We start from the raw sequence: 17,670 nt of genomic DNA, 5'->3' as shown, positions 1-17,670 counted from the left end.
ACCAACTCATTCACAATAAAACGAGTCGCATATCAGATTATTATTTTTGTCCACAAACACAAGTAAAATTATTGCAAGCAAAAAAGTTCAATATCCAGGATTCACTGTATGAATAAAAGACACATTCTTCAGGTGGCGTTTAAAGAGGGAAAAGTGGGCGGGACTAATGGGAATGGCTATGAGCGAACGTCAGAAGCTCCCTTCGAAATGTAATGGTATTGATTGCTCCAATAATAAAAAGCCCGGTGAAAACACCGGGCTATGGTTACCAATCAAACCACTGTCTGTATAAAAACAGAGAGAAGGTCCAGCTATGCAGCAACGCCAATAATGTGAGAGAAGTGACTTAACAGATCGGCGGCCAAACCAAAGCTAAGTATTCATCCCGGGAGTGGCCTGCACCTAAGTGAAAGCAGGCCTGTTTATAATTATCCTTTTACCCCTCCGGCAGTCAGACCACCGACAAGAAATTTCTGAGCCAGCAAAAATACCAGAGTAATCGGTAATGCGGACAACACAGCAGCGGCTGCGAAGTCACCCCATAGATAATTTTGCGGATACAAATATTGCTGCATTCCAACAGCTAACGTGTAGGAATTTACATCACGTAATAACAAGGATGCAACAGGAACTTCGGTTACAGCGGCAATAAACGAAAGAATAAACACTACAGACAGGATAGGTACAGATAACGGTAGCAAAACCAGCCTGAATGCCTGCCATGGGCTTGCCCCATCTAACGCTGCTGCTTCTTCCAGTGAGTTGTCGATGGATTCAAAGTACCCTTTTATTGTCCACACGTGCAGAGCAATACCTCCCATGTAAGCAAAGATCACACCACCGTGAGTATTCATGCCAAGAAACGGAACATAGGCGCCCAGGCGGTCGAACAATGCATACAATGCTACCAATGCCAAAACTGGCGGAAACATCTGTAATATCAGCATAGCACGCAGAATTTGGCTTTTACCGGCAAAGCGCATTCTGGCAAAAGCGTAAGCGCAAGTTGTGGACAATGCCACAATTCCAATGGCAGTGAGCCCGGCAACTTTCACAGAATTCCAAAGCCAGGTCAGTACCGGAAACGGCGGCATTGTTTTACTGCCATCGGCATGTTCGACAGCAATCCCTAACGCCAGTTTCCAGTGTTCCAGCGACGGATCACTTGGGATAAGTTCACCAGAGGCATAATTCCCTTCACGGAAGGAAATAGCGACTACCATCAACAGTGGCAGCATGATCAGCGCCAGAAAGCACCACATTGCTATATGCGTCGCCCAAACGCGATATTTCAAAGATTTTGGTTGTACCATCGCCATGAGTCTTCCCCTTACTCAGCATCCAGTTTTGTGAATTTCATATTCAGTAACGACAATCCGCCTACCAGCAAGAATATCAATGTGGCAATCGCACCAGCCAAACCAAAATCCTGTCCGCCCGCACCTTCAAAAGCAATGCGATAGGTATAACTCACCAGAAGATCCGTATGACCGGCAGGTACGCTGGTACCCAGCATATCCGGCGCGCCGTTTGTCAGCAGTTGAATCAATACAAAGTTATTAAAGTTAAAGGCAAAACTGGCAATCAAGAGTGGCACCATCGGTTTCACCAGCATGGGCAGCGTAATGCGGAAGAAGTTATCCAACGGGCCAGCCCCATCCATGGCGGAAGCTTCATACAAATCATCAGGAATGGCTTTCAGCAGGCCCATTGCCAGAATCATCATATAAGGGTATCCCAGCCAGGTGTTCACAATCAGAATCATGGTTTTAGCCAGAAACGGATCGGTGAACCATGATGGACTCAGGCCAAACAGACCTTGCAATACCTGATTAATTTCGCCAAAACTCTGATTAAACAGGCCTTTGAATATAAGAATCGAAATAAAGGCAGGTACGGCATAAGGCAAAATGAGCAGCACGCGGTAAAGGCCACGTCCTTTCAATGCCTCCCAGGACACCACCTGTGCCAGTACGACACCAACCGCCAAAGTGAACACAACAGTCAGGGCCGAGAACACTATGGTCCAGATAAAAATACTGACAAATGGCCCCTGAATACCAGGATCGGTAAATATCCGGGTGAAGTTGTCCCAGCCGCTGTTGACGATAAAGCCCGGCGACATCGACTCGCCGATAAACTGCCCTGCCTCGTTGACTTCCTGATAATAACCCGTTTCCCAATTGGGTTTGTACACCTGCTTGGTCTGTTGATTGATCAGCGTTTCACCATCATTCTGCAGTGCAAAAAGCGACTGGCTGGCGGCAAACTTACGCAAGCCTGACATTGTCAGTTTTTCGCCGTTTGGCAAGTTGACGACCAGAGCGCTCAACTGCTGACGGTTCTGAATCACTGTTTTTAGTGGCGCCGCATCTGTCGACGGCTGTTGGGACAGAGACAAGCTTAACGATTCAGGCAATGCCTTCAGGTCAATGGGTTCACTCAGATACCAGCCATCCTGAGTATTGAGTGCTAACTGATAGCGCCCCTCCTCGCCATACAGAGAAAAGCTATAGCTTTCACCTGTCTGAAAGGACTGTTCCATTAACACTGACTGGGCGCGCTGAAAGCTAAGCTGGTTGCTCCCGCTGTAGTTTGTGAAGGAGAGGCCAACGGTATACACGAGAGGAAAGATGATAAACAGAATCATCCCGGCGACACCCGGATAAATATAACGATGCGCATAGGTACTCTTGCGGGCAAACACATAAACGCCCAGAGCTGTCAGAATAAGGGTCAGTAATGCAAACGCATATTCAGCACGTGCATACATAAGTATGGTGGCATAACCGTTAATGGCGCTCACTCCGCCCAGCGCGGCCCACTTGAGCCAGGTTCGCAGGGCAGGTTTGTTTTTTGAGTTCATTGTCATATCGGTAGCGTCAAGGGCCAGTTCGGCAACATGATGAGACTGCATCAGCGTTCCTCGCAGTACGTCTGAGGAAGGAGCAAGCAGGTGCTTGCTCCGATAGGTAAGTTTACTTGGTCATTCGATCAGCAACAGTATTTAATGCGTCTTCCACAGACTGACGCCCGTTAACCACATTGTTAATCGCTGCTTTCTCTGCATACCAGAAAGAAGACATCTGAGGAATATTCGGCATGACTTCACCGTTCATCGCATTCCCCATCGTCGCAGAAATACGGGCATCCGAGCTCAGCTCTTCCTGAAACGAATTCAACGCAACCGCACCCAGCGGGGTGTCATTGTTGACAGTCCGCAGACCATCGTTAGTCAGCAGATAGTTCTCAATAAACTCAACGGCCAGATCTTTGTTTGGCGAAGCAGAGCTGATACCTGCAGTCAGTACGCCAACAAATGGCTTGGACGGATTACCATTCAACTTAGGCAGCATGGCCACGCCATAATTAATGCCCGCTTTATCAATGTTCGCCCAAGACCAGGGGCCATTGATTGTCATAGCCACATCACCTTTGTTAAAACCAGCCTCAGCGATGGCATAATCGACGTCAGGGGCAATCACACCTTTATCAACTAGGCTCTTCACAAAGCTCATTGAGCGCTTTGCGCCCTCGTTGTTTACGCCAACATCTTTCGCGTCATAGCCGGAAGCGGTGAATTTAAAGGCATAACCGCCGTCAGCTGCAAGCAGTGGCCAGGTAAAGAAGGGTTCTTGCAGGTTCCACATAATGGCGCGTTTACCTTGCTTTTTCAGCTCAGCATCCAGAGCAACCACGTCTTCCCAGTTCTTTGGCGGCTCAGGCAGTAAATCTTTGTTATAAATCAATGATAATGCTTCTACCGCAACCGGATAACCTACGTATTTACCGTTGTACGACACGGCATCCCAGGTAAAATCAGCAAACTTGCTACGATACGCATCAGAAGGTTTCACTTCTGTCAGCAGGCCTGCCTGAGCGTAGCCACCAAAACGGTCGTGTGCCCAGAGTACGATATCCGGACCATCACCGGTTGATGCCAGCTGAGGGAATTTCTCCTCCAACTTATCAGGATGTTCAACCGTGACTTTGATGCCCGTGTCAGCTTCAAACTTTTTGCCCACTTCGGCCAGGCCAGTATAGCCTTTATCACCATTAATCCAGATAGTGATCTGACCTTCTTCAATAGCAGCATGCGCTGAAACAGAACTGAGTGCGGCAAGGGTACAGAGTGCGACAGTACTGAGGACTTTCTTCATTGTTATATCCTTCCAGATGGTTATCGTTGCGTTTTCAATCGGCAACACATTTTCCAGCCTCTATCATCTATCAGTCATCCCTATGAAGCATCATCCCAGACGCTACGCCCCCCATAGCGCAGAGTGGAAATCGTGATCCTTATCATTTACGGAGGTGACCAAGTTCAAAAAACAACGACCATTCGTGACAGAGAGCACATACTACTTGCAATGATTTCAACAGGCAGCACGACGTCTGAGAAAATGTGATCTGAATACTCCTCCCCCACTCATCCCCCTGAGAAGAATAGTGCAGGGAGGATGTTGTATTAAGGTGTTTTCCGCACAATGACATCAACCTCAACAAGGCTTGAGCGTGTTCAACGGTAAACTGTCTTTTTATTGTTGATTGTTGCTGCATGAAGCAACATTGATGTCCACCACTTGGCATCGTCACACCTGCGAGAGTGTTGGGAAGTCATTTTCGCAGTTTACGGGTAGCTGCCGCTCCAATGCCGCTGTACTTTGGGCGCTACCCTGTTTTTTCTACACCGACTTTACTGGCACGCCTAATGACATCTACCATTGTGCGGGCCAGAGACAAAATATAGAGGGAAGCCAGATGGCGAGTGTCACTTTACGCAATGTTAGTAAAGCTTATGGCGATAACCTGATTTCAAAAAACGTCAATCTGGATATCGCTGAAGGAGAATTTGTGGTGTTTGTCGGGCCATCAGGCTGCGGTAAATCCACTCTGTTGCGCTGTATTGCTGGCCTGGAAGACATTACCTCAGGTGATTTATACATAGGTGAACAGCGTATGAATGATATCCCACCTGCCCAGCGCGGTGTGGGTATGGTCTTTCAGTCTTATGCGCTGTATCCGCACCTGAACCTGTTCGACAATATGTCGTTCGGAATGAAACTGGCGAAAGCCGATAAAGCAGAAATTCGTAAGCGGGTAGAAAACGCCGCCGACATCCTTCAGTTAGGCCACCTTTTAGACCGCAAGCCCAAGTCTTTGTCAGGCGGTCAGCGTCAGCGTGTCGCTATTGGCCGTACACTGGTCGCGCAACCGAATGTCTTCCTGCTCGATGAGCCTTTGTCCAATCTCGACGCTTCGCTTCGTGTCCAAATGCGGATTGAAATCGCCAAACTGCATAAACAACTCGGTTGCACCATGATCTACGTGACCCATGATCAGGTAGAAGCCATGACGATGGCTGATAAGATTGTCGTGCTTGATGGCGGTTTCGTCTCTCAGGTTGGTAAGCCTCTTGAGTTATACCATTACCCAGAGAACCGGTTTGTTGCCGGCTTCATTGGTTCGCCTAAAATGAATTTCATCAGCGTGTTTGTCGAGCAGGTTGAAAAAGAGCGCGTGATGGTTCAGCTTGCTAACGGCACCACTTTCTGGATCCCTGTTGATGGCACCACAGTCACCCGCGGGGACCGCATGTCGCTGGGCATTCGTCCTGAACACCTGCTCTCAGGTGATGAAGGTGACGCCACAGTAGAAGGTGATATTCAGGTGGTAGAAAAGCTGGGCAACGAAACTCAGGTTTATCTGAACCTTAAAGGGGTTGATGCCGATTTCGTTTACCGTCAGCCAGACATACTGGATGTCGATGCAGGCCAGGTGCTCAAAGTTGGTATTCCGGCGCATCGCTGTCACCTGTTCCATCGCGACGGCCAGGCTTGCCGCAGACTCTTCCAGGAATTTGGGGTGTAATCTCAATCCGCCCGGACATCAGTTAATTCGCCTACCCATCGGCTATAAAACTGAATCTGCTCCATTTTCATCTCAATAACCGGGGAGCCAATCTGGCTTTCCGGTTTCTTTATTTCTAATACATCTAATACACAGTACAACCTGCCTCTTATAGGAATAAACAGGTCGGCTTTTTTACAGTATGCTTGTTAGTGGAACGTGTCAGGAAGACACTGACTGGCACTGTGTCACAGCTATTGAGCCGGAGGTCACAATGAGTATCCGAGAACGCATTGAAGACATTGAACTACGCCTCACAGCCGCTTATCAGGAGGGAGATTATCAGCAGGTAAGAATGCTTGAACACCAACTGAGAGAAATTCGTGGCCAGCGCAGTATTGTGGATGATAAAGAACCTTACACCCCGGAAGGTCGCTTCTATCCCGATGATGGAGAGTAATTACCACCAGTAAGATATTCCTCAGCCCGGCCTGATTATGGCCGGGCGAATCGTCACCGGGAATCGCCAGCATTTCTGGAATTGGCGGGGCTGAATTGGCGGGAAAGATGTCAAACACACCAACCAGTCCCCGATTTCCAGCAACCGCCCAATCACCTAGTTCATGACACTTTAATTGCAGTCCATCGGCTAATCGCCTTCAAAATCGTAAACATCGTATCACTTACAGACGTATTTTCACTGACGCGCTTAACAGTCATTTTACCGCCGAGTAAGTCACTCAAAGGCGGTGGCGCCCATGTCCGATTTGAATAAAAAAGTGTCCGATTTGCGAAATACATCTCGCCCTCAAAACATAACAATGCATTCAAACGAACAATAAAAGGTCGATCATAATGACAACAATGTGCCGTCGACAACGACGCCTCAGAGCGAGTCCTCATCTTCGAAAACTCGTTCAGGAACACCAGATCGGTATTCAGGATTTAATTCAGCCTCTTTTTATCGAAGAGCAGATCACAACCAATAAGCCTATTGATGCGCTGCCGGGGTTAGTACGCTATGCAGAGCAGAATGTGGCACAGGAAGTTCGTGAGTTGTACGAGCTCGGCATCCGTTACGTGATGCCATTTGGCATATCGCATACAAAAGACAACCAAGGCTCTGATACGTGGGATGAGCATGGCTTACTGGCACGTATGATCCGGACGATAAAGCAGGCATGCCCAGACATTGTTGTGATCCCCGATATCTGTTTTTGTGAATACACCACACACGGCCACTGTGGTGTGATTCACCGAGACGATGTCGATAACGATGCCACATTAGAAAATTTAGCCAAGCAAGCTGTGACCGCAGCAAAAGCCGGAGCTGACATACTGGCTCCTTCAACCATGATGGATGGCCAGACACAGGCGATTCGTCAGGCTCTCGATCAGGCCGGTTACCATCATGTCGGCATTTTGGCTCATTCAATGAAATACGCTTCTGCATTTTACGGCCCATTTCGCCAAGCAGTGGATTGTGAATTATCAGGCGATCGTAAAACCTATCAGGCCAATCCGACAAACGGTAGGGAAGCACTGATTGAAGCTTCAATGGATGAACAAGAAGGTGCCGATATCTTAATGGTCAAACCCGGCACACCCTATCTTGATATTGTTCATCGCATCCGTGAAAACACCAACCTGCCCGTTGCCGTCTATCAAGTCAGCGGAGAGTACGCGATTCTGCAACATGCGATAGAGGCTGGTCTTGTCGATGAACGGCAGTCAGTTATGGAAACCATGCTCGGTTTCAAACGTGCTGGTGCGGATATCGTGGTGACTTACTTTGCCAGACGCGTCGCTCAATGGTTACAGGAGGATAACGATGTCAGTCACTAGTCAAAGCGTGACCAGATGACTTCGGTTCTTACCTCAGTAAAAAGCACCCAGCCATTTCCCAGCTTACTGATGAGAATGGGCTTTGACGTAACCTCCGGGAGATAAACCTGTGATTTGCTTGAAGACAGTTGAGTAACTGGCTTGAGACTGATAGCCAAAATCCAGCGCAACCTGACTTGGTTTGCGGCCATGTAACAATTGAGGAATCGAGAGATAAACCCGAATCAGCCTGCGCATTTGAGAAAAGCATTCTCCAAGCTCTGATTTAAACAGTCTCGATAAACTTCTAGATGTCATACCAACATCCGCAGCATATTGCTCAATGGGCAGATCGCACTGCGGATTCAGTAGCAGTCGCTTACAAACCTTAAATAAGCGCTTGTCCTTCAAGCGGGATATTTGTTCAATGGCAGCAAACTGTGTGGTGACCATGTATTCATTCTCACTACTGCTCATCGATAGTGCGTGTGTCATTGTTCCTGCTATCAAGCCATGCTGGTCTAGAATTACCCGCTTTTTTATATACAGCTGGTGAACGCACCCTGACACATCGATTAAGGGTAGGCGCAAGCTGTATTGTCGCCCTCTCATGATATCTTTTTCATACATTTGATAGAGATTGGCGTAACTTCTCCAAGGTAAATCATTGTCAGTTAAACCTAGCAGCTGTGCGTGCTCATGCTTCCCGGCTAATTTCTGGTGTGCTTCATTGCAGGCGACAATCTGGTGTTTTTTGTTTTTGACAACAAGATACCCTTCAGGAAAAGGGATCATTGGATTTTGAAAGAAATATTCAATATTCATAATTCAGCCAAAGAAACATCTTGTTACATATATACCACTAGCCTCTTATCGTGTCTCTAGTTGGCTTTCCTTTTCGCTGTTGTTCCAAGACAATCCGGGACACCACTTTGCACTCTGAACACAAGAAAGTGTATACCGCTTTTGGGGGCTGCATGGGCTTAGTACAACTGGTCCCATTGACAATGATTGCCGCTGCTTCTGAGCCATATTTGAAGGTTTTTCAGTGCATCGAGACTGTATTCACCTGAACTAAGCTAAGCTAAGCGCTGGCTGGCTGGCTGGCTGGCTGGCTGGCTGGCATCGTATGCAAAGGTCTGATTCACACCATCCTGAGTGATGCCTTCCAGCAGCCCCGACAGACTGTACGCATACTGCCAGTCTTTGCTGAAAGCACCCTGATTGTATCGCCGTGAGGTTAAACGGTTTAATGCATCGTACTGATTGGTTAGCACCAGCCCGTCGGGTGTTTGCTGGCGGGTGAGAATCCCGTTGGCATTCCAGTTGAATGAATAGCTCCCTTGCGGGGTGGTCATGTTCTGGATCTGACCATTCGCATCATAGGCGTAACTGACGGGTATTCCTGCGTTATCCCATTGTGCAATCTCACCAAATGGGGTGTAGCTGTACTGATGGGTCAACCCCTGACTGGATTTTCATTGCCAACCTTCACCAGCAGCCAGCGTCATTTATCAGTTAGGAAAGAGCTTATCCTTCATTTTGAAAAATAATAAGAGCGAGAGTAAATACAACAAAAAAGCAAGTAATCGCCCTCCCAACATAGGTACAAGCAGCCCCATTTCTAACTTTTTAAATAAAGATGGTGTAATCACATAAACAGGATAGTAATAACCGGTATCAAGGGCTAACCACACTAATCCATTTGATGCGTTCACTATTCCCAGAAGATATGTTGCAACCGGGAAAATCAAAATCAACAGACTAAGATAAATCCTCAGCTTTCTAGCCATTAGTTGCACCTCTTACCACGTCTTGTCATACGGCAAGTTGGAGGATTTGCTAGTCGGTCATACTCTTGCCTCAGTGCATCTGAAAAATGCTGACAATTTTTGCCCACAACACAGTATGTGTTGTTATCCCAATCCTCGCGAATATTATCCAATGCTTGGCGCATTAAATTATCGTCATAGACAGGTCCAAAAAAGTTATACTCATTTCTGTAATAGCCATCATCTGAACGAACATCGCCAGCAAAAAATCCAACGTTTTCAGCTGGATTATCGTCAAACCAAAGCTGTCCATGTGCGCGGGGATGGTTGCTGCTCCCATCGGGAATACCATTGCTATTATAATAAGATTCATCACCACCTAATGGCCTGAACCCAAATCTCGCTAATCCCAATGGGTCGATATAACTCAGTGGATCTCCCCTAACATATGAATAAATATTCAATCCTCCACCCAACCCAATCGGATCACGCTGAATGTACCGCCCTGTATTCGGATCGTAATCCCGATAGAAATTGTAGTTCAGGCCGGACTCCGCATCCCGGTATTGCCCTGGAAAACCAATGTTGAAGGTGACTGGCTGAGCAGTGCCACCTGTTTTCCCAAACGGGCTCCTCACCTGTTGCCAGATCAGGTTTTGTGCCTGAATCAGTCCGACCGGGGCGGACAGGTGGTCACTCAGCACATCTGCAACCTGTCCATCTACATCGACAGTGACGGGGGCATAACCTGTGGCGCCGTAGGTATAGTCTTTCTGACCCTGAGAGCCGCTTTCACGGAGTAAAGTGTTCCCCAACCAGTAAAACTGCGTTTGCTCACCATTGACGGTTTTGCTGATCCGGCGTCCCAGAGGATCATAAGTATAGGCAGCGGTCACTTCGATGCTGGATTGCAGTGTGGTTTCACCATTTCCGGCATCTGCGCGGGTCACCCGCTCGCGCTGGTAACCAACTAAACGTTCTGCGTCGTTGTAGGTGAAGGTTTCGATGCTATTGTTTAATTAGAGTGTTTCGCCAATATCGGTCTTATCTAGGTTATTTGTTTTTTAAATCAATAACTAAATAACTCTCACCATCAAATATCCCAAGAATAATAAAATTCAATTTCTTCAATACATTAGAAAAAAATTATTTATATCATCTACATTATCATTTGAACTGAAACATTCGATTAAAACACATACAAAGTGCCAACTTAGCTTGGTTGCGTAAATCAATTCAAGTAAATCTTTATCTGAATCAACCATCTGTTTACTTATATAATAATAGGCATCGCCATTATATAAAAAACCTCGAGATTTAAAGTCATTTATTTCATTTTCACTCGCCATTACATCATCAAAAACACAACACAAATCATTCCTTTTTATTAAATCATAAATAAATAATGACAGCCAATCACTTGAATCAACAACTTTCACTATTCCAGAGCCATTTTGATTACCCTTTGAATTCACATTAAACACACCACCCGAACTGAGATTTACCTCAGAAATAGCATTAAAATTCTTAGGTACAATTACGTAGCATGGATAAATATCATTACTTATTTTTTCAATCAAGCTCTTATAAAACTCATTACTATCATTGAAGTAGCTATTAATATATTTTCTGACTATTTCAACGTCAACATTAACAATATCAATGTTAATGTTATTATTTTGGTTTAACTGTTGCATCTGGATAAATCCTCCACCCTGGACCTTTCCTATCATTTAAATCCCAATGAGGGCGAGCCATTTTGTCATGGACAAAATCAAAGGGGTAAAGCAAGTCACACCAGATGAAGTATGGCAGGAATAATTGAATTATGGTTCATCGAAATCGACCTGATGTGACAATCAGTTTTTTTAGGATTTCTGTCCCAACATTTTCGACCGGTACAGATCAAAACCTAGCTATCAGTTACGTGGCCACGCAGTTTCTCTTCAAACATCTTTTTATCCAATTGCATTACATCTGCCAACTCATAGACAAGTGCCAAAGACTCACCAGGAATCTGTTTATTCTCCTCAATCACAATATCAACCAAAGTATCCAAAGCCAGACCATATTCGCCAACATCAATGAAATCCTGTACTTCACCTTTTTCAGAATCGGTAAATATTTCTAACAGTAAACTAAGTAATCGTAACAACAGATTTTCGACAAATTGATAATCGTGGGTAGTCATCACGGGTTCCTCGGCACGTTAGTTGGGAACCCTGAGACAATATCACCGTTGCGCTCTTGAATCACTCTTATATCAATTCCATCACGCGTTCCTTCAGTAATCATTCGTCCACCACGTCCCGCATGAGTTACGGAATTTGGATCAGTCGCAACATCAGATATTTCATGCATAATTTTGTCGTCTGACCAGTTTTGAGGAAACTCACTCTTTCCAGGCTTACCAGTGCCAGGTCTATGTCCACCGCCTGTGGCATCACCGTCAAGGATGTGCCTACGACGCTGAGAAGAAGCAAGATCTACATAGTCATCAGCTTTCTTTGCAACCCGACTCGCAGCACCCAGCCCCGTTGCACCGGGTATTGCTAACCCGGCTAAATCAGCCCCCAGTGCTGTTAGGTTACTGCCTAAGTTGCCGCAGTCGCCAAGAACATTGTCCGTTAAAATCCGATATAAATCATAGCCAATAAACCCGATGTCAGCGACAGTGTCAATGATTAACCCTGTCGAATCCGTATAGTTCAGCGGGTCTGCACCGGCATAGCTGTATAGGTTGTATCCCCCACCCAACCCAATCGGATCACGCTGAATGTACCGCCCTGTATTCGGATCGTAATCCCGGTAGAAATTGTAGTTCAGGCCGGACTCCGCATCCCGGTATTGCCCTGGAAAACCAATGTTGAAGGTGACTGGCTGAGCTGTGCCGAATGATTAAGACGTCTGTCCCGACATTTCTCACCCAAGTCATGATATAACCTTGTGGAAATATGATATTTTTTATTTCACCATCACATTGACCACACAAATTACATTATCAGATTTGTCTATAACAACTAATAAATACACAAATCTGTAACTGCAGCAGCCCCACCTCTCCACCAACTTAAATCCATTGGTTTTTTATGATTATATTTGCGATCCGGCACCCAAGTTACTGAACAACCCAAACTTCTCATTACATTAAATGCATCTAATTCATCTTTCGATAGCCTAGGTGATGCAACAACATACTGATACTTATCACTTATAGTTATTAAAGGTTCATCAAGCACCAACAAAATAAATTTATTGCCAGCATCAACCATAACAATGGAAGCGTTCGTATCATGGTGAACAAATTCATTACTACGAATAATTATTTTTTTTCCAACTAAATTAGAGGACATTATTGCACTCTCTTTATCGTTACAGGAATCTTTCCCGTTGCCGTACGCTCCATACCTCCTCCTGGCATGTTAAACGCCGGCGCTACCTTTGAAGGTTTTGAGAACACTCCCTTAGGCACTTCTAACGTAACCCTAACCTCTGGAGTTTGAGGCAGCGCAGACCGCTGACGAGCACGAAGGGCATCTGAGTTTGCAGAATCAGTAACGTAATGCGTTCCATCTCGCCCACCACGTAACAACCCAGTTTCTTGAGTCGCTTTCAGTTCCGCTCTAGACATCCAGCGCTGAACAGTTTCAGTACCAGCCCCCTTCGCAATCCGGCTCGCAGCCCCCAATCCCGTTACGCCGGGTATCGCTAATCCCGCGACATCAAAACTCAGCGCTGTTAAGTTACAGAACCTTAGATGGAATTTATGAAAAGCTTAATACTTAAGGTCCTGTCTATTAATACACTTTATCAACAATAGTTTCTAGGTTCACAAATAGGTTTTATACATACTGTTCAGCCAGAGAACCCATAAATACAAATTATTTTTTATCATTTTACCTATCGTCTCTGTGCAAAATATCCGAGTTTTTTCAGATCACTTAAATAATGCTTCTTGAAATAAATGCCACCAGGAACTGATGCAAGAAGAAACAACACAAAGAAATAAATCATATAAATTGGGTTTAATTTAAAACTTTCTCGCCAATCATCGATCATCGTGAGTGCTAAAAATAAAGGGGAAACTAACACACATGCAAATACTGCATAGATAATAAATCCTCCAAAAAATTTCAACCCTCCCCCTGACTTACCTAGGTACAATAAAGATTTTCCATAAATGATAAACCCTCCCCATAGCACAAATGAGTATAATAGAAAATAAATTGCCGTTAATAACCACATCATATTAGAACTGCTGTCCTCCTAATTCACCCACACCCACTGATATGCCTTCAACAATGGTCCCTACAGTATTTCCCGGAGCATTACTTATACTTGACGCACCCAGAGGTCGCCCAATAACTGGGAAACGGTAAGGCCCTACATAACGACCAATTGCAGTACCCAATGGACCGCCTAATGCGCCACCTAACGCTGCACCTCCAGCAGCTGAAAAGTCATAATTACAAAGATTAGTGATATCTTTCCCTGCAACGACATTACCAGCACCTTGGCCCAAAAGGCTTGCTATACCAGCTCCAGCGGCTGCTCCTGCAGCACTAGCCCCAAACGGATTAACAGCACCAACTAATGCACCAGCACCAGCTCCAGCTAATGCTCCTTGCCATCCACCAGAAATATAGCCTCCAATACCACCAGAAATAGCACCATAGATACCACCGAAAAGACCAAATTCACCAGTAGGGTCAATATATCTAATAGGATTATTATAAACATAAGTATAGACGCTTACTCCCCCACCCAACCCAATCGGATCCCGCTGAATGTACCGCCCTGTATTCGGATCGTAATCCCGGTAGAAATTGTAGTTCAGGCCGGACTCCGCATCCCGGTATTGCCCTGGAAAACCAATGTTGAAGGTGACTGGCTGAGCAGTGCCTCCTGTTTTCCCAAACGGGCTCCTCGCCTGTTGCCAGATCAGGTTTTGTGCCTGAATCAGCCCGACCGGGGCGGACAGGTGATCACTCAGCACATCTGAAATCTGACCGTCTACATCAACAGTGACGGGGGCATAACCTGTGGCGCCGTAGGTATAGTCTTTCTGACCCTGAGGGCCGTTTTCACGGAGTAAAGTGTTCCCCAGCCAGTCAAACTGCGTTTGCCCACCATTCACGGTTTTGCTGATCCGGCGTCCCAGAGGATCATAGGTATAGGCAGCGGTCACTTCGATGCTGGATTGCAGTGTGGTTTCACCATTTCCGGCATCTGCGCTGGTCACCCGCTCGCGCTGGTAACCAACTAAACGTTCTGCGTCGTTATAGATGAAAGTTTCGATGGTGCTGCCGTCTTTACGGGTTTTCTTGCTCAGATTACCGCGCAGGTCATATTCGTAGCTGAACTGATTATCTTCCAGCAACTTGCCGTCCGGGCTGTAAACACCGCCGAATTCTAAGCGGTTGCCTAATTCATCGTACTGATACTGATATTCACCAGTGACTGTGTTCGCCTGCACTAAGCGCTGGCTGGCATCGTATACAAAAGTCTGATTCACACCATCCTGAGTGATGCTTTCCAGTAACCCCGACAGACTGTACGCATACTGCCAGTCTTTACTGAACGCACCCTGGTTGTACCGCCGTGAGGTTAAACGGTTTAATGCATCGTACTGATTGGTTAGCATCAGCCCGTCGGGTGTTTGCTGGCGGGTGAGCATCCCGTTGGCATTCCAGGTAAACGAATAGCTCCCCTGCGGCGTGGTCATGTTCTGGATCTGACCATTCGCATCATAAGCAAAACTGACGGGGGTCCCTGCGTTATCCCATTGTGCAATCTCACCAAATGGGGTGTAGCTGTACTGATGGGTCAACCCCTGACTGGTTTCCGACGTCAGCCTGGCCCATTGGTCATAGGCGCGAGTCAGCGTATCGTTGGCATTGCTGATTTGGGTCAGTTGACCACGTGCGTTGTAAGCGTATTCAACCACTTCCGAGCCAACCGATAGCCTTACCAGCCGCTTGCCATCGTCATATTCATATCGGGTCACGATCCCCATCGGATCGGTACTGCTGGCCAGCAGGTTATCCGTCCGGTAGGTATAGGTTTCTTTGCTGCCGTCATAGCGGGTCAGTACACTCAACCGGCCATCGCTGTCGTAACTGTAGGTTTCCGTAGCGCCGTTAGGTGCAATCACAGCGGTCAGCTTTCCGGCTTCGTCGTAGGTATAGCGGGTTTCAAGACCTGCCGGGTCCCGCTCGCTGAGTTGACGGCCTAATGCATCGTACTGATAACGCCAGCTTTGCCCGGCGGCATCCGTCACTTGCGTTAAGTAGCCATTGCCGTCATAACTCAGGGTTTGGGTTTGCCCCAGTGCATTCACGACAGCAACAAGCTGCCCCTGATTGTTGTATGTGAAGGAAGTGACATTGCCTTCCGGGTCTGTGCTGCTGGCAAGCAGGCCATTTGCCAGATAACTGCGATGTGTCGTCTCCCCCTTCGGCGTCGTGACGGAGGTCAGATTGTGGCTGGCATCATAAGTCAGCGAGATGGTTCGGGATGCGCCACTGTCTGAGGTTTCCAGACTGCCATTGGCAGGCAGATAAACCATGGCATTCGGATACCGGCTTTCTCCCGGATACTGGTACTGCGTGATGAGATAACCGTGGTGCTGCTGCGTCACGCGATCGGCATCATCCCGGCTCACCGTCTGGCTGTAACCCATGGGATCGGTCACAGAAGTCGCATAGCCTTTTTCATCCCGCGTATACACGGTTTTGTAACCCAGTGGATCAATATCTTCGATGCGCTGACCACCCGCACTGAGTTTAAAACGCCAGTTCGCGCCGGTGCTGTCCGTTTTGGTCACCCAGTCGGCACTGTAGTCGTAATTGAAGGTATTACTGCCCTCGGTGTAAGATTTCACGCGGGCGTCGTTGTAAGTGACCGAGGTCACTACAATGCCGGCTTCATCGCGGATTTCTTTCAGTTGGCTGTAAACAAAAGCATCACCACTGGGTTGATACCGGCCATACTGATAGATCTGGCTCTGGCCCATAGGATCAGTCACAGAAACCAGTTCACCATCCGCATTGTAATCATACAGCCACTGACGTCCGGCCTGATCGGTCACGGCCTGCACACGGCCGCTCGCGTTATAAGCCAGTGTGAGCGACTGAGAAAAGCCATTACTCAATTTGATCAGGCGATGATTTTCATCGTATTCATACTGCACCTGATTGTTGTTGCGGTCGGTTTTTCGCAGCACCAACCCTGACGAAGAAAAGGTCACCGAGTGGCCTTGTTCAAAGGCAAGGGTTGGTGTTTCACCATCAATCAGGGTTGCTTTCACGCGATCCGGCGACTGATAGCCGCCTTGTCCATCCGGCAGGAAAGTCATCCGGCGACCGTTGCCAACGCGATACACAAATTTCGTGATGGTTTCGACGCCGCCATCAGCGGTCTCCTGCGTATCGGTGACTTTAAACAGAGAAATTTCGCAATTGAAGGTCCAGCCTTTCCCGAAGGGACCATCTTTCGGGTCATTCGAGTTAAAGACCCGGCGAATCGACAAAGGCGTCGCTTGGCCCACGACCAAATCCACGTCATGCCAAACGAAGTGGCCGGTTTTTAAATAAACCGGGGAGCCCTGTTCACAACTACTCTCTTCACTTTCCGATTCACCGGGCCCAGGCTCATTTTTCGGATTATTGTTCAGCGTGGTATCGTGCCCCTGATCCCACGGGTAGTGATACGCCAGTAACGGAGAACTGAATAACAGCGCACTGAAAAATGCCGTCACCGCTGCGAGTCTGATCTTCATGATGCATTCTCCTCTGCGGGAACCGTTTCAGGCTGGATAGCGCGAATAGATTGCGTGTACTGATTGAATCGTGTCTTTATCTGCTCCAGCTTTGCCTGTTTTTCCGGATGAGACAGCAGGTACACGGCAATATCCCCTTCATGCACAACGCCAAAACGCGCATGTTCTGCCGGTGAACAATCATAACGTGCGAAGGCTGCATTCACTTTCTGCGCAATCTCCGAGTCGGCTTCATACATCAAATCCACATTGGCCTGTTGCTGTAGCAAGATCAGGCGTTGCGCCATCCCATCCACCGTATGCTGGCGTGACTCAATTTCAATGGAAACATACTGCTCAATACTCAGATTGCATGCGGCCATAACGGGCGCTGTTACCCATGCGAACAATACGGCAATAAGAAATTTCATAGTCTGCTTACCTGTAATTTGATAAGACGAACGA

At 47.1% G+C, this 17,670-nt stretch carries 18 protein-coding genes; 3 read left to right on the top strand and 15 right to left on the bottom strand.

The features are described 5' to 3' along the window. Positions 1-428 precede the first annotated feature (428 nt). The 3 genes from malG to malE form a co-directional block, all read right to left on the bottom strand. Positions 429-1,319 (bottom strand): maltose ABC transporter permease MalG, encoded by an 891-nt coding sequence (gene malG, locus L6J37_RS10600; RefSeq protein WP_192013548.1) that lies wholly within the window; start codon positions 1,317-1,319, stop codon positions 429-431. Between the two features lie 11 nt (positions 1,320-1,330). Then, a complete protein-coding gene (malF, locus tag L6J37_RS10595; RefSeq protein ID WP_237795095.1) occupies positions 1,331-2,872 on the bottom strand; it encodes a maltose ABC transporter permease MalF in 1,542 nt (513 codons plus the stop codon). A 106-nt stretch (positions 2,873-2,978) separates the two neighbouring features. Next, positions 2,979-4,160 (bottom strand): maltose/maltodextrin ABC transporter substrate-binding protein MalE, encoded by a 1,182-nt coding sequence (gene malE, locus L6J37_RS10590; RefSeq protein WP_027251570.1) that lies wholly within the window; start codon positions 4,158-4,160, stop codon positions 2,979-2,981. A 601-nt stretch (positions 4,161-4,761) separates the two neighbouring features. Between malE and malK the strand changes: the two genes are divergently transcribed. From malK to hemB, 3 genes are all read left to right on the top strand, one after another. After that, complete coding sequence (gene malK / locus L6J37_RS10585) at positions 4,762-5,871, top strand: maltose/maltodextrin ABC transporter ATP-binding protein MalK (protein ID WP_237795025.1); 1,110 nt, start codon at positions 4,762-4,764, stop codon at positions 5,869-5,871. A 253-nt stretch (positions 5,872-6,124) separates the two neighbouring features. Beyond that, a complete protein-coding gene (locus tag L6J37_RS10580; protein ID WP_027251572.1) occupies positions 6,125-6,310 on the top strand; it encodes a hypothetical protein in 186 nt (61 codons plus the stop codon). Between the two features lie 395 nt (positions 6,311-6,705). Beyond that, the gene (gene hemB / locus L6J37_RS10575) at positions 6,706-7,695 is read left to right on the top strand and encodes a porphobilinogen synthase (protein ID WP_237795023.1); all 990 of its coding nucleotides are present in this window, start codon (positions 6,706-6,708) and stop codon (positions 7,693-7,695) included. Positions 7,696-7,758: 63 nt separating this feature from the next. Here hemB and L6J37_RS10570 read toward each other — a convergent pair whose 3' ends face one another. The 12 genes from L6J37_RS10570 to L6J37_RS10515 form a co-directional block, all read right to left on the bottom strand. After that, complete coding sequence (locus tag L6J37_RS10570; RefSeq protein ID WP_237795022.1) at positions 7,759-8,499, bottom strand: helix-turn-helix domain-containing protein; 741 nt, start codon at positions 8,497-8,499, stop codon at positions 7,759-7,761. A gap of 254 nt (positions 8,500-8,753) precedes the next feature. Further along, positions 8,754-9,137 carry an RHS repeat domain-containing protein gene (locus tag L6J37_RS10565; RefSeq protein ID WP_237795021.1) on the bottom strand — a complete coding sequence of 128 codons (384 nt, stop codon included), beginning with the start codon at positions 9,135-9,137 and terminating at the stop codon, positions 8,754-8,756. Positions 9,138-9,188: 51 nt separating this feature from the next. Further along, positions 9,189-9,467 carry a hypothetical protein gene (locus tag L6J37_RS10560; protein WP_234205710.1) on the bottom strand — a complete coding sequence of 93 codons (279 nt, stop codon included), beginning with the start codon at positions 9,465-9,467 and terminating at the stop codon, positions 9,189-9,191. Continuing rightward, positions 9,467-10,396 carry an RHS repeat-associated core domain-containing protein gene (locus L6J37_RS21420; RefSeq protein WP_330872790.1) on the bottom strand — a complete coding sequence of 310 codons (930 nt, stop codon included), beginning with the start codon at positions 10,394-10,396 and terminating at the stop codon, positions 9,467-9,469. The genes L6J37_RS10560 and L6J37_RS21420 overlap by 1 nt, the downstream gene beginning before the upstream one ends. A gap of 177 nt (positions 10,397-10,573) precedes the next feature. Next, a complete protein-coding gene (locus L6J37_RS10545; protein ID WP_237795020.1) occupies positions 10,574-11,143 on the bottom strand; it encodes a hypothetical protein in 570 nt (189 codons plus the stop codon). A gap of 215 nt (positions 11,144-11,358) precedes the next feature. Further along, positions 11,359-11,637 (bottom strand): MafI family immunity protein, encoded by a 279-nt coding sequence (locus tag L6J37_RS10540; RefSeq protein ID WP_192016922.1) that lies wholly within the window; start codon positions 11,635-11,637, stop codon positions 11,359-11,361. After that, a complete protein-coding gene (locus L6J37_RS21415) occupies positions 11,637-12,311 on the bottom strand; it encodes an RHS repeat-associated core domain-containing protein (RefSeq protein WP_330872792.1) in 675 nt (224 codons plus the stop codon). Before L6J37_RS21415 ends, L6J37_RS10540 begins: the two co-directional genes overlap by 1 nt. 155 nt (positions 12,312-12,466) lie before the next feature. After that, a complete protein-coding gene (locus tag L6J37_RS10530; RefSeq protein WP_237795019.1) occupies positions 12,467-12,799 on the bottom strand; it encodes a hypothetical protein in 333 nt (110 codons plus the stop codon). Then, a complete protein-coding gene (locus L6J37_RS21490; RefSeq protein ID WP_442957010.1) occupies positions 12,799-13,134 on the bottom strand; it encodes a TreTu family toxin in 336 nt (111 codons plus the stop codon). The genes L6J37_RS10530 and L6J37_RS21490 overlap by 1 nt, the downstream gene beginning before the upstream one ends. A 212-nt stretch (positions 13,135-13,346) precedes the next feature. Then, positions 13,347-13,694 carry a hypothetical protein gene (locus tag L6J37_RS10525; RefSeq protein WP_192017838.1) on the bottom strand — a complete coding sequence of 116 codons (348 nt, stop codon included), beginning with the start codon at positions 13,692-13,694 and terminating at the stop codon, positions 13,347-13,349. Position 13,695: 1 nt separating this feature from the next. Further along, on the bottom strand, positions 13,696-17,226 hold the full coding sequence (locus L6J37_RS10520) for an RHS repeat-associated core domain-containing protein (protein WP_237795018.1): 3,531 nt from the start codon (positions 17,224-17,226) through the stop codon (positions 13,696-13,698). Further along, entirely contained in the window at positions 17,223-17,636 is a 414-nt protein-coding gene (locus tag L6J37_RS10515; RefSeq protein WP_192016918.1) for a hypothetical protein, read from the bottom strand. The genes L6J37_RS10520 and L6J37_RS10515 overlap by 4 nt, the downstream gene beginning before the upstream one ends. Between the last annotated feature and the right edge of the window lie 34 nt (positions 17,637-17,670).

Source organism: Photobacterium sp. WH77, from assembly GCF_022014395.1.
GTDB classification, from domain to species: Bacteria; Pseudomonadota; Gammaproteobacteria; order Enterobacterales; family Vibrionaceae; genus Photobacterium; species Photobacterium arenosum.
Note: the sequence above shows the minus strand (reverse complement) of the source record. Positions and strands in the feature narration are given on the sequence as shown.

What these genes read in the sequence shown, in the direction of transcription:
- L6J37_RS10530 (WP_237795019.1), bottom strand. Translation starts at nt 12,799, where the DNA reads ATGTCCTCTAATTTAGTTGGAAAAAAAATAATTATTCGTAGTAATGAA.
- L6J37_RS10570 (WP_237795022.1), bottom strand. Translation starts at nt 8,499, where the DNA reads ATGAATATTGAATATTTCTTTCAAAATCCAATGATCCCTTTTCCTGAA.
- L6J37_RS10545 (WP_237795020.1), bottom strand. Translation starts at nt 11,143, where the DNA reads ATGCAACAGTTAAACCAAAATAATAACATTAACATTGATATTGTTAAT.
- malG (WP_192013548.1), bottom strand. Translation starts at nt 1,319, where the DNA reads ATGGCGATGGTACAACCAAAATCTTTGAAATATCGCGTTTGGGCGACG.
- malK (WP_237795025.1), top strand. Translation starts at nt 4,762, where the DNA reads ATGGCGAGTGTCACTTTACGCAATGTTAGTAAAGCTTATGGCGATAAC.
- L6J37_RS10580 (WP_027251572.1), top strand. Translation starts at nt 6,125, where the DNA reads ATGAGTATCCGAGAACGCATTGAAGACATTGAACTACGCCTCACAGCC.
- L6J37_RS10520 (WP_237795018.1), bottom strand. Translation starts at nt 17,226, where the DNA reads ATGAAGATCAGACTCGCAGCGGTGACGGCATTTTTCAGTGCGCTGTTA.
- L6J37_RS10525 (WP_192017838.1), bottom strand. Translation starts at nt 13,694, where the DNA reads ATGATGTGGTTATTAACGGCAATTTATTTTCTATTATACTCATTTGTG.
- hemB (WP_237795023.1), top strand. Translation starts at nt 6,706, where the DNA reads ATGACAACAATGTGCCGTCGACAACGACGCCTCAGAGCGAGTCCTCAT.
- L6J37_RS10560 (WP_234205710.1), bottom strand. Translation starts at nt 9,467, where the DNA reads ATGGCTAGAAAGCTGAGGATTTATCTTAGTCTGTTGATTTTGATTTTC.
- malE (WP_027251570.1), bottom strand. Translation starts at nt 4,160, where the DNA reads ATGAAGAAAGTCCTCAGTACTGTCGCACTCTGTACCCTTGCCGCACTC.
- L6J37_RS10540 (WP_192016922.1), bottom strand. Translation starts at nt 11,637, where the DNA reads ATGACTACCCACGATTATCAATTTGTCGAAAATCTGTTGTTACGATTA.
- malF (WP_237795095.1), bottom strand. Translation starts at nt 2,872, where the DNA reads ATGACAATGAACTCAAAAAACAAACCTGCCCTGCGAACCTGGCTCAAG.
- L6J37_RS10515 (WP_192016918.1), bottom strand. Translation starts at nt 17,636, where the DNA reads ATGAAATTTCTTATTGCCGTATTGTTCGCATGGGTAACAGCGCCCGTT.